The sequence below is a fragment of the Nostoc sp. DSM 114160 genome, assembly GCF_053470305.1.
This window is the reverse complement of record NZ_JBPFGO010000002.1, coordinates 1,227,219-1,243,389: the sequence shown is the minus strand read 5'-3', so window position 1 is coordinate 1,243,389 and position 16,171 is coordinate 1,227,219. Positions and strand designations below refer to the sequence as shown.

General features: G+C 41.0%; 16 protein-coding genes and 1 pseudogene. 7 read left to right on the top strand and 10 right to left on the bottom strand.

What is annotated here, in order from left to right; translation table 11 throughout:
* Positions 1-64: 64 nt before the first annotated feature.
* A complete protein-coding gene (locus NSTCB13_RS22455; RefSeq protein ID WP_448273840.1) occupies positions 65-472 on the bottom strand; it encodes a hypothetical protein in 408 nt (135 codons plus the stop codon).
* Positions 473-1,328: 856 nt separating this feature from the next.
* On the opposite strand from NSTCB13_RS22455, the pseudogene ppk1 reads away from it, so the two are divergent.
* Together ppk1 and NSTCB13_RS22445 are read left to right on the top strand one after the other, a co-directional pair.
* Positions 1,329-3,543, top strand: a pseudogene (gene ppk1, locus NSTCB13_RS22450) (polyphosphate kinase 1).
* A 161-nt stretch (positions 3,544-3,704) separates the two neighbouring features.
* Positions 3,705-4,106, top strand: coding sequence for a response regulator (locus tag NSTCB13_RS22445; RefSeq protein WP_448273839.1), 402 nt, complete (start codon positions 3,705-3,707; stop codon positions 4,104-4,106).
* Positions 4,107-4,223: 117 nt separating this feature from the next.
* On the opposite strand, the gene NSTCB13_RS22440 is transcribed toward NSTCB13_RS22445, so the two are convergent.
* Both NSTCB13_RS22440 and NSTCB13_RS22435 read right to left on the bottom strand, forming a co-directional pair.
* Positions 4,224-4,397, bottom strand: coding sequence for a hypothetical protein (locus tag NSTCB13_RS22440; RefSeq protein WP_292732096.1), 174 nt, complete (start codon positions 4,395-4,397; stop codon positions 4,224-4,226).
* 187 nt (positions 4,398-4,584) lie between these two features.
* A complete protein-coding gene (locus NSTCB13_RS22435; protein WP_448273837.1) occupies positions 4,585-4,731 on the bottom strand; it encodes a hypothetical protein in 147 nt (48 codons plus the stop codon).
* A 76-nt stretch (positions 4,732-4,807) separates the two neighbouring features.
* Between NSTCB13_RS22435 and NSTCB13_RS22430 the strand changes: the two genes are divergently transcribed.
* Positions 4,808-5,377, top strand: a complete 570-nt coding sequence (locus NSTCB13_RS22430; protein ID WP_445630704.1) for a DUF2854 domain-containing protein — start codon at positions 4,808-4,810, stop codon at positions 5,375-5,377.
* 329 nt (positions 5,378-5,706) lie between these two features.
* On the opposite strand, the gene NSTCB13_RS22425 is transcribed toward NSTCB13_RS22430, so the two are convergent.
* The gene (locus NSTCB13_RS22425; RefSeq protein ID WP_322669736.1) at positions 5,707-5,967 is read right to left on the bottom strand and encodes a chlororespiratory reduction protein 7; all 261 of its coding nucleotides are present in this window, start codon (positions 5,965-5,967) and stop codon (positions 5,707-5,709) included.
* A gap of 646 nt (positions 5,968-6,613) precedes the next feature.
* On the opposite strand from NSTCB13_RS22425, the gene NSTCB13_RS22420 reads away from it, so the two are divergent.
* Positions 6,614-7,639 (top strand): diguanylate cyclase domain-containing protein, encoded by a 1,026-nt coding sequence (locus tag NSTCB13_RS22420; RefSeq protein WP_448270278.1) that lies wholly within the window; start codon positions 6,614-6,616, stop codon positions 7,637-7,639.
* A 45-nt stretch (positions 7,640-7,684) separates the two neighbouring features.
* On the opposite strand, the gene NSTCB13_RS22415 is transcribed toward NSTCB13_RS22420, so the two are convergent.
* Positions 7,685-8,890 (bottom strand): histidine kinase, encoded by a 1,206-nt coding sequence (locus NSTCB13_RS22415; RefSeq protein WP_322669737.1) that lies wholly within the window; start codon positions 8,888-8,890, stop codon positions 7,685-7,687.
* Positions 8,891-10,522: 1,632 nt separating this feature from the next.
* On the opposite strand from NSTCB13_RS22415, the gene NSTCB13_RS22410 reads away from it, so the two are divergent.
* The 3 genes from NSTCB13_RS22410 to NSTCB13_RS22400 all read left to right on the top strand — a co-directional run bounded on the left by NSTCB13_RS22410 (position 10,523) and on the right by NSTCB13_RS22400 (position 14,345).
* Positions 10,523-11,914, top strand: coding sequence for an S-layer homology domain-containing protein (locus NSTCB13_RS22410; RefSeq protein ID WP_448267838.1), 1,392 nt, complete (start codon positions 10,523-10,525; stop codon positions 11,912-11,914).
* Between the two features lie 318 nt (positions 11,915-12,232).
* Positions 12,233-13,261 carry an SGNH/GDSL hydrolase family protein gene (locus NSTCB13_RS22405; RefSeq protein WP_448267837.1) on the top strand — a complete coding sequence of 343 codons (1,029 nt, stop codon included), beginning with the start codon at positions 12,233-12,235 and terminating at the stop codon, positions 13,259-13,261.
* A gap of 13 nt (positions 13,262-13,274) precedes the next feature.
* On the top strand, positions 13,275-14,345 hold the full coding sequence (locus tag NSTCB13_RS22400; RefSeq protein WP_448270276.1) for a M42 family metallopeptidase: 1,071 nt from the start codon (positions 13,275-13,277) through the stop codon (positions 14,343-14,345).
* A gap of 57 nt (positions 14,346-14,402) precedes the next feature.
* Here the strand turns inward: NSTCB13_RS22400 and NSTCB13_RS22395 are convergent, their stop codons facing one another.
* The 5 genes from NSTCB13_RS22395 to NSTCB13_RS22375 form a co-directional block, all read right to left on the bottom strand.
* Positions 14,403-14,753, bottom strand: coding sequence for a type II toxin-antitoxin system PemK/MazF family toxin (locus NSTCB13_RS22395; protein ID WP_448267836.1), 351 nt, complete (start codon positions 14,751-14,753; stop codon positions 14,403-14,405).
* Positions 14,728-14,937 (bottom strand): toxin-antitoxin system, antitoxin component, Xre family protein, encoded by a 210-nt coding sequence (locus tag NSTCB13_RS22390; protein ID WP_448267835.1) that lies wholly within the window; start codon positions 14,935-14,937, stop codon positions 14,728-14,730. The genes NSTCB13_RS22395 and NSTCB13_RS22390 overlap by 26 nt, the downstream gene beginning before the upstream one ends.
* 165 nt (positions 14,938-15,102) lie before the next feature.
* The gene (locus NSTCB13_RS22385) at positions 15,103-15,534 is read right to left on the bottom strand and encodes a hypothetical protein (protein ID WP_448273836.1); all 432 of its coding nucleotides are present in this window, start codon (positions 15,532-15,534) and stop codon (positions 15,103-15,105) included.
* 4 nt (positions 15,535-15,538) lie between these two features.
* Complete coding sequence (locus NSTCB13_RS22380) at positions 15,539-15,769, bottom strand: DUF5615 family PIN-like protein (RefSeq protein WP_448267833.1); 231 nt, start codon at positions 15,767-15,769, stop codon at positions 15,539-15,541.
* Positions 15,762-16,160, bottom strand: a complete 399-nt coding sequence (locus NSTCB13_RS22375; RefSeq protein WP_448273834.1) for a DUF433 domain-containing protein — start codon at positions 16,158-16,160, stop codon at positions 15,762-15,764. Before NSTCB13_RS22375 ends, NSTCB13_RS22380 begins: the two co-directional genes overlap by 8 nt.
* Positions 16,161-16,171 lie beyond the last annotated feature (11 nt).

Sequence of the window (16,171 nt, the reverse complement as noted above, 5' to 3'; positions counted from 1 at the left end):
ATTTATTGAACTGTTTTGTCAGTTGTTAAAAATTTTGTAAGTACTTACGAGGCAAAAATTCAATCTACTCTAGACCGCCACCAGCACCAGCTGCTCTAACAAGGGCTGCTAAATCTTCAACAGCTGTAGGAGCATTGGCTGCAATAGCTGCTGCAATAGCTGATGAAATTGTGGTCGGAGGTGTGACTGAAGATGTCCCAGTAGTTGGAGTTAATGTGATACCTGTAACCACTTCAGCGTCTGTACCTACCGAACCACTACCATTAACTACAACATCTAGTGCAGTAAAGTCTGTACCTGGAGCTGCAACCAATTCACCACTAACGCTGATAGAAGAACCTGATGGTCTAACTACTGTAACAGCACCGCGGGCTGCTGCTTGACCTGCATTTGCTGGTGCAGCCAGGATATTACCAACGCCAACCAAACCTAACAGACAAATGCTTCCTTTAACGATCGCAGAAATTTTCATGATTAACAAACTCCCCGTGTTGTTTTTCTTTACGTTATCAATATAACCATTGTCTGCCAGAAACATCTCAGAGATTGTACTGAAGTTTTAAAAAATTGCAGAGGTCATAAATTAAAAAAACTAATAGATGGAAGTATTGGTGTAGCTCTGAATAAAAGCTTCAAATACCTCATAAAAATGGAGTTGCAGTAAGGCTTATGCCTACTAAATGCCTGTATAATGATTGTAGTAATGATTACTCAATTTTGGGTTTGATAAAACCAAATCCATCAAGTCTTGGAGGTAAGCCTTTAGACTGCTTCCAATGTCCCAATACCCTGTAAACACTGCTTAATAATTCGTTAAAACTTGTTAGATATGACATAGCCATATCTTTGCTAAATCTTAAGTGCATCTTTATAGGTAATATGCTGTGGGCAACGATTTGAATCCCAGTCCGATCGCAGTTATTGTATGGATGCAATATTTTGAAAGGGCAGATAACTATACGCCAACACCATATTCCATAAAATTGAAAATGGCTATAAAATCTAGTTATAGGTTGGGTGGCTAGGGTGATTATCTGGAAGATAGCCAAGGCGATATCTACGACGGGCTATGCCTACGCGCAAAGCACCCAAAAATTTCTTAGGAATGTTGGCTTTCGTGCCTACACAAGTTAATTTTTGAGTCTTTGACTACAGTTATTTAAATACAAATAGATTTTTAAAATTCTGATGTCTGTCTTTTACCAGTAGTGAGCTAGATAATAAGCACAGCAAAAAATTGCCTCAGCGTTTTGCTCAAGCACCATTTAACCTACTATATTTATTGTCCCCCAGTTGAATGGGCTACATCTGCCTGGCATTAGGTCATTATGGCAAAATCTAAGAAAAGCGCTACCCCCATCAATCTCAGCGATCCACAATATTATCTTAACCGAGAGTTAAGCTGGTTAGAATTTAATGCCAGGGTATTACATGAAGCTTGTGACGATCGCACCCCACTTCTGGAACGTCTTAAGTTTTTGGGAATATTTAACTCTAATTTAGATGAGTTTTTTATGGTGCGCGTTGCTGGCTTAAAGCAACAAGTAGAGGCAAAAGTTAGCCTGTTAACTCCCGATGGTCGCACACCACAACAACAGCTAGACGATATTAGGTCTACCCTCATTCCCCATGTCAACAAACAGCACCAACATTTTGAGCAAGTGCTTCGTCCTCTACTAGTAAATCATGGCATTCATATTCTGAATTACATAGATTTAAATCAAAAGCAGCGGACTCATCTCAACAGCTATTTTGAAGAACAAATCTTTCCAGTTTTGACTCCTCTGGCTGTCGATCCTAGTCATCCCTTTCCGTTTATTTCTAATCTCAGTTTAAATCTGGCTGTTGTGGTCAAGAACCCAGACACCGAAGAAGAATTTTTTGCCAGAATCAAAGTCCCTAGTGTTCTACCACGATTTTTACCGATACCGCCTGAGTTGGGAGATCAAAATAGCGAAAAACCTGCCCACTGGACTGGAGTACCTTTAGAACAGGCGATCGCTCATAACTTGGAATCACTATTTCCAGGGATGAACATTCAAGAATATCATCCGTTCCGCATTACCCGTGATGCCGATTTGGTCTTAGAAGAAGATGAAGCAGATGATTTGTTGTTAGCGATCGAACAGGAATTGCGAAAACGGCGCCTGGGTGGTAGTCCAGTCCGGCTAGAAATTCAATCCCAGACTCCGGAAATAGTGCGATCGCGATTATTACATGATTTGGAATTAGCAGAAAGTGATGTTTACGAGGTAGATGGTCTTTTGGGGGGGGACTGCGGGATTTAATGTACTTTATGTCCTTACCATTGCCGGAACTCAAAGATCCACCACGCCAATCTGTTGTACCATTACGCCTGCAAAGGCTGAGAGAACCGAGTTTAGACCCAGATGCGCTGGAGACGGACGAAGGAAAAGACTTTTTTGCTGTAATTCGGGAAAAGGATTTACTAGTACACCATCCCTATCAATCTTTTTCGGCTACAGTAGTGCGCTTTATTACCCATGCTGCCTACGATTCAAATGTGTTAGCCATCAAGATGACCCTTTACCGGACTTCTGGTGACTCGCCCATCGTCAACGCCTTGATTGCTGCTGCTGAAAATGGCAAGCAGGTATCTGTGCTGGTGGAATTAAAGGCACGATTTGATGAGGAGAATAATATTTACTGGGCAAAACGACTAGAAAGAGTTGGAGTTCATGTTGTCTATGGTTTAGTCGGGCTAAAAACCCATAGTAAAACCGTCATGGTGGTACGGCGCGAAAAAGACCGGATACGTCGCTACGTGCATATTGGGACTGGTAACTATAACCCTAAAACAGCACGGCTGTATACAGATTTAGGATTGTTTAGTTGCCGTGAAGAGTTGGGTGCTGACATTACAGATTTATTTAATTTCTTAACCGGATACTCTCTGCAAAAATCTTATCGAGAGTTGCTGGTTGCGCCTGTGAATATGCGCGATCGCTTTTTGGCATTAATTCACCGCGAAATCGAAAATGTTCAAAATGGATTTTCTGGACGGATTGTCGCCAAAATGAATTCCCTAGTAGATCCAGAAATTATCGCCACTTTATATGAAGCTTCCCGCGCCGGAGTGCAAATCGACTTAATTGTTAGGGGTGTTTGTTGTTTACGCCCAGGAATCAAAGACATTAGTGAAAATATTCGCATTATCAGTATTGTCGGTCGCTTTTTAGAGCACTCTCGGATTTATTATTTTCATAACAATACACAGGAGGAAATCTATATCGGCAGTGCTGACTGGATGCGCCGCAACTTGGATCGCCGAGTCGAAGTAATTACCCCAGTCAAAGACCCAGATATTGCTAAAGATTTGCAAGAAATTATGGGAATTATGCTCGCAGATAATCGCCAAGCTTGGGAATTACAAGCTGATGGTAGTTACATTCAACGGCGTCCTTATGATGATTCTCCAGAAGCTAATTCACAAAAAATTCTCATAAACATGGCATTACGCTCAACTGGTGTAGTCCCAACCTGATTGATAAAAAAATAAGTTACTTATACCTTGACAACTAGCTCAACTTAGTTTTTTTGGGAAAAATTGAATTTTTTGAGCAGTTGTCTAAGTTGTTTATCATAGGTTCACACAAGTTATTCAACCATAGGATAGAGTCAGTGCTGGCACTTGTTCTCATAAACTGGAGAGGTTATTCTGAATAAACTTGTCTTTCCCCTCAATGTTAATGTTATCCTGCGATCTGTCTACCTTGCGTGTTTTAGTAGTTGACGATCACGAACTGACTCGTTTAACCTTACAATTGGTTTTTTCTTGCCAGGAAAATATTCAAGTAGTAGGTTTAGCCAGTAATGGTGAAGAAGCTATAGAAATGGTTAAACGTTGCCATCCTGACGTAATTGTTCTAGATTTACAGATGCCAGTCATGGATGGCTGGAGTGCGTCCAGTCAAATTAAAGCTATATCTCCAAACACCCAGATACTTGCTTACTCCTCAGTGGAAGACGTAAATTTTCATGGGCAAAAGGCAATGTCTAGCTTTGATAACGTTTGCAAGAAAGATGTACCTACAAGCGAACTTATTGCCTTGGTTAGGCAGTTAGGTCAGCGTGTAGGAGATTGATTATTGCTTCGCCAACTCAAGCATAGTTCAATTTTGGGGATTTGAAGACATGATACTACTGAAAAACGTCGGTCTAGCCGGAAATTGAGGTTAAACCGACGTAAATTTTAATAAATTTTACTCTACCGGAATGGTGCGTGTAAATTCATCAATTAATTCATCCAGTTCTTCCAAAGCCTGATTTACATCTATTCTCAAAGTTCCCAGGTTTGGTTGCTCCAGTAAGCTTAATAGGTAATCGCGTTTATTTTGAACTGCGACAATTCGTTCTTTTATAGTCTGTAGGTCCATTATTTTTTTCCTATCTTTAACTACCTTTAAATTTAAAGTTAACTCAAAATCTAATATTCTGGGACACTATACACCTTATTAGTCAACTTAGTGCCACTTGCCTTCTGTGCGTGATGCTGCGCGAATATAGACTAAGGATAAATTGAGTGTTTGAAAACCACAAAGACGAAGGTGGGTAAAGTCTCGTTTAAACGAAGCCAGTGTTTTGAGCGACAATGCCTGATTTATTCGCTCTTGGTATGTTCCCTTCCCATTCATGAGCAACTGGCGTGCGGTTTCTAACCATCTTAATATGGCAATTTGGGGTTAGTTGAATACTAGCACCTGGAGACAATGTTTTTTCCTAATTTGTTGCTCATAGCCGATGATAATAAAACTAAGGTATTCAGACTTTATCCTAATTTAAGCTCATGCTACGCCAAATCTCTTTGGGAACACTCGGTCTAACTATCGGCAGCATATTAACCATCATTGGCTTTGTCGCCTATGCTGATAATAATGCCACACTCAATCTTGTCGGATTTTTTTACGGAATTCCTCTACTATTGGGAGGACTGGCACTAAAAGCGAATGAACTTAAGCCAGTACCATTTACCCAAACTACGTCACCATCAGCATTGAAACTGCGCCAGCAGCAAGCAACTGAGACGCAAAATAAAATTCGCAAAGACATCACCCGATATTGCTACGGTCAAGATGCTCATCTAGATACAACACTTTCTTTTCTGGGTTTGAGTCCCACTGACCAAGAACGGCCAACAGTGACAGGGTTACGAGAAACGGAAGTTAATGGGAGCTATGCCCTAATTTTAGAATTTGATTCACCGCTAATACCGATTGATGTGTGGCAAAAAAAGCATGAAAAAATGACCAATTATTTTGGCCCTGGTTTGGAAATTCAAATAACGCAGCCATCTGAAAATACAATTGAGCTAGCGCTAATCAATACTCAAAAAGAATCACTAGTCAGTAGTCAATAGTCAAGAGTAAAAATTATCGTTACCCAAATTTCATCCCTTTATGACTTGTTGTTACCCATATTTTGGCAACAGTCAAAATAATTAATAGTTCATAATTATAATTAGTGGTATCTGTAGGCTCCATGCTCTTATTAACTACCAAATTTTTGATGAGCAGTGTGGATTAGTATACAGTGTCTTGAACTATGAATTATGAATTAGTAATTATCCTTTTTGGAGAATTCCCTTGACCAAGATTTAACTCCCCAACTTTTTGAAAAAGTCGGGGAGGTAGTCAGAAATTTTTTGTTAAGATTTTTTTGGGATTCTCTTAAGCATTTACCAAAAAGTTACTTTTCTAAACGAACTGCGTACCACTGTAAATATTTTCCCGGACCAATATCTAATTCGCAACTAGTGTCAATTAGATATTGGGCTTGAGTTTCCACAGTATTAAACTTTTGCAAGTCAGGCGGTAAATCTTGAATTATGAGTTGTTGAAGAGTTATTTTGAGCTTTTCTAATAGCTCTGATGATGTCATAAATTGTTCTGGTTGATTTGTTTCTAGAACAACAAAATTATCCTGTTGGTACATTAATGAGTCTGGCATTTTAAAGATTTAACAAATGTCAATAGATTTGAATGGTTTTTGGAATAACTTTTGCTTGTTTGTGTAGTCAACTTTAATTTTGGACGGTTTATGGCTAGAACGAAATGGTTATGAATTTTACTTGAAGATAAAGTTTTGCACTAAATTTTATCTCAATCTTATGTAATTATACTAAACCTCAGCAAACCTTGTCGGATAGACTAAATAAATTTCAGTCAGGTGATATTAGTATTTAGTATTAGCTATCTTCTGAGGGGACTTTGGCGATTGCTTTTCCTTGTCTCACTGGGTTTATAAACTAACAACATAACTAAATAATTAGGGTGTGTATTTGTAATTATCAAAAAAATTGTAATTTAACTTTAACAATAGGGAAATATAAAAGTAACGTTTTCTCCCATAACCATCGCTGAACAAAAAGGCAGCAATTGCCTTCGTGTTCAAATTACAGATTGTCTATGCAACTTATTTATCTACCGCTTGCTTGGCCCGACAACATTGGGCAGTCCATTGTCAAAAAACAGTTGATTGTGAAGCCAGACACGCCTTTGCCGCAAATCCTGGCATTGATGAAAATAGCGATCGCCTCCATGCGATTGAGTTGCACAGTCTTTTTCAGGATAGTCCTGCAAGTGGAAGGCAACTCATGTCAGGCATAAGCCCATTTTCTGTTTCTAAGCAACCACCACTGATTCTAGTGGCTGATGATGACAAGACCATCCGGGTATTGTTGCGTAAAGCAATGGAACAAGAAGGTTATCGAGTGGTCGAGGTTAATGATGGTAAGCAATGTTTAGATGCTTACGAGACTATCAAACCGGATATAGTTTTGCTAGATGCTGTAATGCCTGTGATGGATGGCTTTACCTGCTGTAAGCACTTGCTCCAGATGGCTAGGAATAATTTAATCTCAGCCCTTGCCACCTTTGATACTGACTCGACTCTTAACAATACGGTCATGTCTAAGATATGGGAACGCACTCCCATCTTGATGATTACATGCTTGGACGATGAGGAATCTGTAAACCGTGCTTTTGAAGCGGGAGCGACTGATTATGTCACTAAGCCAATTCACTGGCCTGTATTACGCCAGCGGTTGCGTCGACTGCTACAGCAAGCACAAGTATACAAACAGTTAGAGGCGGCAAACGAAGCTTTGTATCACCTTGCCAATGTAGATGGCTTAACTGAGTTAGCTAATCGTCGCCGCTTTGACGATTATCTCAATACTCAATGGATAAATCTCGCACAAGAGGGATTTCCTTTGTCAATGATTTTGTGTGATATCGACTTTTTTAAATTTTATAATGATAAATATGGCCATCCAGCAGGGGATGTATGTTTACAAAAGGTGGGTGCTGTTTTAAGCCTTAAGGCACAAAAACATCAGGATTTAGTAGCGCGTTATGGTGGCGAAGAATTTGCTGTGATTATGCCATACACTCCTGCATCTGGCGCACTTCACGTAGCCGCCGCAATTCGAGCGGGAATCAAAGATTTGCAAATTGTTCATGACGGTTCTGCGGTGAGTCAGCACGTCACTCTCAGCATGGGGGTGGCAACTGTTGTCCCGACTTGGGAATCTTCACCTTCAGAGTTGATCGTGCTGGCAGATAAAGCACTCTATCAAGCAAAGGCTGGGGGACGCGATCGCTTTGTCTCAAGTTCTTAATTGTCATTTGTCATTAGTCATTGGTTATTTGTCAATACCCATTACCTAAGAAGGATAAACTGGCAGTGTGAAGTGAAACCATGCTCCATTATTGGGGGCAGAGTCTACCCAAATTTGGCCATAGTGTGCCAGAACAATGCGTTGGCATAGACAAAGACCAATGCCGTAACCTTCTGTACCTTCATCCCGTTGCAGGCGGAAGTGGTTTTCAAAGATGCGATCGCGATTCTCCACAGGAATACCAGGCCCAGTATCGCCAATACTAAACTGAACTTTTTGGGTAGTGCGGTGTAATCCGGCGATGCTAATTTTGCCACCTTCTGGGGTGTATTTGATCGCATTATCCAACAGATTCACTAGCACTTGCCGGATGCGTTCTGGGTCAGCATATACATAAGGTAAGTCGTTGGGAATATCTGTTTCGACCTCTTGGGATTTAGCGGTGTAGCGATCGCACAATTCTTCTAGTACATCTAAGCACAGTTTACCTAGCTGTAATTTTTGTGGTAAAATCGGAAACTCAGTATCTTTCCCCCGACCTACCTGCAAAAGGTCGGCAATCATCCGATCGATGATCTTAGTTTGATTACGGGCTTGTTTTAATAGATGCGCCGTTAAGGATGGTTTAAGGCGCTGAAATTGGCCTGTTTCTAAATTGTAGTTAGATTGGAGAGTTTCGATGGCGATCGCGGCGGCAGTTAGGGGATTGCGGAGATCGTGTGCCAGCATCGAAATCACCCGATCTTTAAACTGTAGCTGCTCTTGGAGGTTATCTTTTTCCTGTTTTAAGCGAAAAATTTCGTCTGAGAGTCGGATCAGTTCGGCAGAAACAGCAACTGAACGAATAGTGGATTTGGGTAATGTCACCCTAGCATTATCGTCTATCCGTTCTTGTAAGTCTTCCTGTAATTTCAAATAGGCGTCTACAGCGGCTTGCCAGCGAGGCCACCAGTTTTTCAATTGCGCGATGATATTACTTCCAGCCAAAACCTGCCGTGGTTCCGGGTGAATTTTAATTAAAGCTGGCGTTGCTACCAATTTAAAGTGTTCTGCTAAGTAAGGTTGTTGACCAACATCAATAGTTTGAAGTTCAAAACTATACTCAACCTGCAACTCTTTTAAGTAAGCACGTATTCGCTGCACCTGTTGACGGGACTTGGGACGTCCATCGACAAACAGTAACAGCTGGAGTGGAGCCTCAGAATAAATAGGCTGATCCTGGGAAACTTGCATGTAATCGTGTTTCAGCACTGGTAACAACCCGGTGACGCTTTACAGAAAGTAAAAAGGACTGACGGTTGTCGATGGTCGTTGTTTTTTCTTCTTAATATCTATTTTAGATTTTCATACTCCTATCCGATCTGCGTTTTTGACATCAAACGTGTCTTTTTCAGCCTTTTGCTCCCTTTTGGTGAACTTCATCTCCAATAAACACCTAAGCCCCTTGAATATAAGTCTTAATTTGCCCAGAATCAAAAATTTTCGTCAGAGCCAGCAGGTGAAAGGTTTAATACTATGTCAAATTGGCTAGTCCAGCACCATGTCAATTTGAATATTTGCTTTGAGCAAGCGATGTCTACGACGGGCTACGCCTACGCCCAAGAAAACACAGATGCTAATTGTATCTAATCTATCAGGAAGGTGTTAACTGTTCAGACCAAGTTTGTAGAGGTTTTTTCAACCACCAGTGCATTTGATGAAGTGTCTTTTTCGCCTCAAGCCAATCATTAACTAGGATTGGGAAAAACAGCCAAAGCCAACTATGTACTATTTCTATAACTTGCGAAGCGCACCTTCCAGCTTTCCTAAAAGAAGCACAGCCCTATCCAAGAATAACAGGGGATGGGTTGATTGAGGGAAAGTTTTGGATAACATAAAGGCGATGCCCTTCTCTACGAGACGCTCCGCGTAGCTTGCTTCCACGAAGTGGTACGACAGGCTCAGGGTAAGACCTACGGCGGTAAACTACGCACTTTTAGAGAAAGCACTCACTGCTTTCTAGGCTGTCAATAATTTCTTGACTACAGCACAAGTAGCACTTTCTCCAGAAAATCAATTTAGAGATACTAAGGAAACTGCTGCGACACTTGACTGCTTTACTGATAACCCCAATCGTCAAGAATAACGAACTTACGCTAAGTTACTGGAATTGTTTAACACTGGCATTTTTCAGCTATTGCCCGACTCACATTATCATCGTCAGATGAATAATTTTCAGAATCGATTGTTAGCCAGTGTTAGTGAACTCGCTCTATTCCCCTCTTTGGGTGAAGCTAAGGGGAGCTTTATTCTAAGTCTATCACTTCAGTTGCTTGGCGTAGGCATCGCGTTACAACTAGTGCATCTGGAAGTAGATTCAAGCTTTTGCTGGCTAAAATGTTTTTTGACCAGTTATCAATCAGTTATCTGCCCTACAACTTGGATGTTTAGATAACTCTCTAAAAGCTTGGTTCACAATCTAGTATCGCTCGGTTTGTAGTTGGTGACTCTCATCATAAATACTAAAGTCCTGACTACGAACTCTGAAATTATAAAACTCTTATCTAGCAATGATTTCAGGTTTATTTATATTTTTTTCCAAAAATGTTAGTTTTCCAGAATTTTAGGGAACTCTATAAATAAGCATAGGAATTATCAAAACCTAATGGCTGTAAAACGAAGACAATACGGTAGCTTTTGCTACCGTTTACTCATTTTTAGAGATATCATCACCAAAATAGACATTTACGAAGAAGACGTAGTGAGTCGGTAGTGTTTTTGGGTGATATAGAGAGTCAGAAAAGAGCAGGGGAATAAAGGAGAATAACCATGTCCCATGCCTTATTCCCATTTAATGGACAGTCTGCGCTAGGGTAGGAATTGAAACTCAATTTGTGATTTCCTGTGCTTCCCTGTAAACGTCCAGCTGTATTTCTCATTTGTGCTGTTATACTCACTTCGTTAACAGCTTGTGCTAATAGTCCAGTCGCCAAAAATCTTGAGGAATCTTTGGCGGCAGATCCACAACTGCAAAGCAATCCAGTTGTTTTTGGAGAATCTCAGAGTAACCAACCGCAAGCACAGCAAAACGAATCAACTGTTCAGTTACCAGTTGATTTTCCTAAAGATATCCCACTATATTCCAATGCCAAGCTACAGGAAGTTACCCCTGCTAGCGGCTCAGAAAACAAAATCTCAACTCGTTGGTTAAGTTCTGACCCCAGTAATTTTATTGCTAGTTTTTATCGCAGCCAGTTTCAAACAAATAACTGGCAGATTTTACAACAGCCAACAGATGATGCCGGAGGGGCTTTTGAGGCACGTCGCAACGATTTGCTGTTGAAGGTTTCCATTCAGCCCAAATCAGTTACTAACGCCACACCCAATCAACCCCAAACAGCGACTGAATTACTGATTGATTACGTACCGAATAGTACTGCAACAGCACAACCTACTTCAACTACAAATCCTAACGAAACTGCTAACGCTGTTCCTCAACCGGGAAATTCACAGTTCATTGGGCCAATACCACCGACAAACTCGGCAGCACAGCCACCAAGCACAGCTAATAACCAAACAATCCCTACAACCACCTCTAAATCTCAGGTATTCAACGATTTGAATAAGGCACCACAAGAATGGCAGCAACATATCCAGGACTTGGCTGCATTAGGTGTTTTATCTATAGAAACAAAGACAACTAAGAGCAATACTACTACAACTAATCAGTTTGAACCCAGTAAAATCGTTACACATCGAGAATATGCCCGTTGGCTGATTGCTGCTAACAATGCTGTATATACGAACAATCCAGCTAAACAGATTCGTTTGGCATCAGAAAGTACTCAACCAGCTTTTAGTGATGTGTCAGCAAAAGACCCTGATTTTCCTGCAATTCAGGGATTAGCTGAAGCTGGCTTAATTCCTAGTCCTTTGTCTGGAGATTCTACAGTAGTTTTATTTCGTCCTGATGCACCTCTAACGCGGGAACAATTGCTGCTGTGGAAATTACCCTTAGATACTCGCCAAGCTTTACCCTCTGCTAACTTAGATGCGGTTAAACAAACCTGGGGTTTCCAAGACGTAGCGAAAATTGACTCTAAGGCTTTAAGAGCAGTGTTGGCTGATTATCAGAATGGCGAACAATCGAATATTCGCCGGGTGTTTGGTTATACGACTCTGTTTCAACCCAAAAAACCAGTAACTCGTGCTGAGGCTGCTACGGCTTTGTGGTATTTCGGCAGTCAAGGTGAGGGTGTATCGGCTACTGAGGCTTTGAAATTAAAGCAAGGTTAAAGCTATGTCTACGACGGTCTACCTAATTTAGTTGCGGTTAGTCCAGCATCAGCATAAAAGTGAGCAATTCTGCCCTTTAGGATATAAATTTTGTTATTTCTTTGTAATATACCTATTTTTCATCAAGAAAATGTAAATCTAAGTGTTTTAAGCGTTTTTACCTGTGTTTCATAAATTTTTGAGGCATAGTTAAGTAAAACAACGTAAATTAACTCAATAGACGTACTTAGTTTTGAAGTATCTCAAAAGAGTAAGTTGTCAAACTATCGCCCTTTCATTGTTTTTAAACAAATTAAAAAGACCACAGGTAAAACAAATATGAAAAAACAAGCTGTAGCAGCAGGATTTGTTCTTCTATCTTTCATGTTGCCGACCAAAGCCTCGGCTGTGAGTTTCGATCGACTTTATGTATTTGGCGATAGTCTTTCCGATACAGGCAATATATACAATGCTACTGGGAAAACATTCCCTCAAAGCCCACCTTACTTTGAAGGACGTTTTTCCGATGGGCCGCTCTGGGTAGATTATCTCGGAGATCGGCTAGGGTTAAAGCCTACTTTATTCACTACTCTTCCTTCCACACCTGCTACTCAAGGGATAAACTTCGCTTTCGGTGGTGCTAGCTCTGGTTCAGGTAACGCTGTCGTTCCTAATCCAAATTTACCGGGAGTACTCAAACAAGTCCTTGGTTTTGCTGGAACTCTGCAAGCAAATAATCAAACTGCTGACCCAAATGCACTTTATACATTGTGGGGAGGTGGGAATGATTTCCTTTTTCTTAACCCCGAAGACTCTACCACGCCAATCAGTAATATATCCCTGGCGTTGAATACTCTGGTAGGAGTCGGCGCGAAAAATATTTTGGTGTTTAACTTGTCAGATTTGGGAAAGATCCCAGCAGCTACAATTGACGATCGCAACCCTGCAACCCTTAGTAAATCGACGAGTGAGTTTAACTTGGGTTTAGCAAAAACTGTGAGCGCTTTGAGTCAAAACCCAAATCTCAACATCATCTCTGTTGATACTTATTCTTTATTCAATCAGACAAGTGCATTAGGTTTTACGAATGTAACCGAGTCTTGTTTATCTAGGCTAGATATATGTAATCCAGGTAACAACAAGTTTCTCTTCTGGGACGATTTTCACCCAACGACTGCTGCTCATAAGTTAGTAGCAGACGCTGCACTAGCGGCGATTGATGCTAAGTCTGTTCCTGAACCTGCGACCGACTTGGGGATTTTAGCTCTTGGTGCTTTTGGTGCGGTAGGAGTGTTGAAGCGTCAACAAAAAAGGTCAGCAGGTCGGGTTTTTGATGCACAATTGTCTCATACAACAGTTGAAAACTAAACTAACTGTATTGATGTGGGATTACGATCGCTTATTTGAAATTATTGAAGAATTGGTTATGCACCATTCTCCGAGTGGTGCAGAAGCTGAGATTAACCAGTTGTTGATGAAACGATTTGCGGCGCTGGGTGTGGAAGTCTGGTGCGATCGCGCCGATAATATTATTGCCAAGATTCCAGGAAAAAATCAAGACCGAGCGATGTCTAACGACAAGCCGCTTCCCGTCTACGCCATCACAGCACATAAAGACGAAATTGGTGCAATTGTCAAGAGTCTCGGTGATGAAGGTCGTGTGGAAGTCCGCAAACTCGGCGGTTCTTTCCCGTGGGTTTACGGTGAAGGCGTTGTCGATTTACTCGGAGATAACGAAACCATTCACGGTATTCTCAGCTTTGGTTCCCGCCACGTTTCTCATGAATCGCCGCAAAAAGTCCAGCAGGAAGATACTACTGTGAAGTGGGAAAATGCCTGGATTGAAACGAAGCTGACATCTGCTGAATTAGAAGCAGCTGGTATTCGACCTGGAACTAGAATGGTAATCGGCAAACATCGCAAGTGTCCAATTCGGTTAAAGGATCATATTGCTGGTTACACTTTGGATAACAAAGCTTCTGTGGCGATTTTGCTAGCTTTGGCTGAAAACCTGAAACAGCCAGCAGTTGATGTTTATTTAGTAGCGTCGGCGAAAGAAGAAGTGGGAGCAATTGGGGCACTATTTTTCACTCAAAATCAGCGTTTGGATGCCTTGATTGCTTTAGAAATTTGTCCCTTATCTGAGGAATATCCTGTTAAAGATGGTAAAAGTCCTGTACTTTTATCTCAAGATGCCTATGGAATATATGATGAGGGACTAAATGGCCAATTGCGCCATAGTGCCAAGCAACTCGATATGCCGATACAATTTACAACTCTAAGTGGATTTGGTAGCGATGCTTCAATTGCGATGAAATTTGGTCATGTTGGGCGTGCTGCTTGTTTGGCGTTTCCTACCCAAAATACCCACGGTTATGAAATTGCTCATTTAGGAGCGATCGCTAATTGTATCGATTTGTTAAAAGCTTTTTGCGAAACGGAGTTTGAGTGATATGTAGAGGCTTTAATTTGAAGGAGCGATGTCTACGACGGGCTACGCCTACGCATATCAACCCAAAATAGCCAGAAAAAGGTTTTGCAAAGTCTGAAGGTCTGGTTCCTCAAGTCGTCCTAACTTTTTAATTACTAGCCCTTTATCTATGGTAGTCAAAACTGGTTTAATAATTGAAGGCTTGAGAAGACCAGCTACTCGCCATCCAGCAATTGTGATTTCACCAAAGGAAGTTGCTGGATTTGCTTGACTAGTAATGGCTATTAATATTAAATCCGAACGCTCACGTTGATAGCTATTAGAACTCACAACTACTGCTGGACGTTTTTTAGTTGTAGTCTGGTCAGTAAAGGGAAACGGGACTAAAATAACATCACCAAATTCATAGTGTGTCATATTCTGCATCATCAGGGTTATCCCAGATTTTGAGCAGAACTGGTTCAGAAAGTTTTGCTGCTGCAAAGGTAAGGCTATGATCTGTACCTTGCTGATCCAAAGAATCAATAAAATCTTCAACTAGCAAAACTTGTTCGGGAGGTAACTGGCGAATTTTTTGAAGTAACCTTTGCTTTGAAATGCTATCAGCCTGCATTGTTTAGATTCTCCTAATCTTGCCTATCTATGATTGGTTGCTTTATGCATTCATTATAGTTTTTGGTTGTCTCTAGCGATGAAGGCGATCGCTAATTGTATCGATTTGTTAAAAACTGATAACTGCTTAAAAGTTGTTTATCTAGGGTATTTGAAGAAATTTAAATTAGCTTTCATTTACAGAAAAGGCGTAGTTACCATCTGGAAATCGGATAACTGGAACCCAGAAAGGCACTCCATCCCAACCACCTTGAGGATCAACCTCACCTTTTAATCTAGTCATTAATAATGCGGGATAGTTGCGGTCAACTCCATAAGGTATTGTTCCCGCATCACCAGGTAAAACACTGCTAAGCTGAGTATAGTTTCTACTAGCGCTTTTCTTGAGATTAGAATCTAAATTGACAATTACTAATGTAGCCGTATTTTGGTATATCGGCTGATCTTTCAGGGCATTAACAGCTTGCAGTATCAAATCATCTTTCCACGCACCACTTGCTCCGGGTGTCCCATACTGAAAACTAACAATCTCCAAAAGATCATCAATTGTTATTGTGTATGGTTGTTTTAAATTTGGATACTTGGTATTAGACAGCAAATTATTAAGCTCTTGGGTTTGATTTCCCAAAATATAAGGACAAGAAATCTTTGATGTTGAAGGTAAAAATACACCGTCCGTTATCTGTGGCTTTCAGCAATTGCATTTCATCGCTAGCATCTTCTGGCATCCATTCATTGGGAGTGCGAGTCACATCATGACCACGAGCAACTAGAGCCGTATGCAATGCTTTAATGGAGGTGTCTGCATCTAAATGCAGCAGGAGTTTAGACACCAGCAGTTTCAATCGCTTGTTCTGTAGCGATCGCTTCATCAATCTCGGTACGATGGGCAGTGTAAAAACCCAGTGCATCATTGATCTGAGCTTTAGTAATACCATACTGTTGGACAATTTGCTCGCAAGACCAGCCCCACTGATGAGCAGCAATCGCTAGAGTTTGCACTCGAATTCCTGTACCACTAACAAGGGGAACTTTTTGGCCACTGCTTCCAATGCGATAGCTAATCAAGGGAAAGGAGGGGTCGTTCAGTTGATGGCGAAGGGAGGCAACTTTTTCTGTTACTGCCCACAAAATAAATTGATCGAGGGAAATTCCTTGGCTAGTTGCCCATTGCTCTATCTCTTGCTGTAGTTGAACAGGTAAATTGACCAAGTACGAAGGCATTTGCTGAAGCT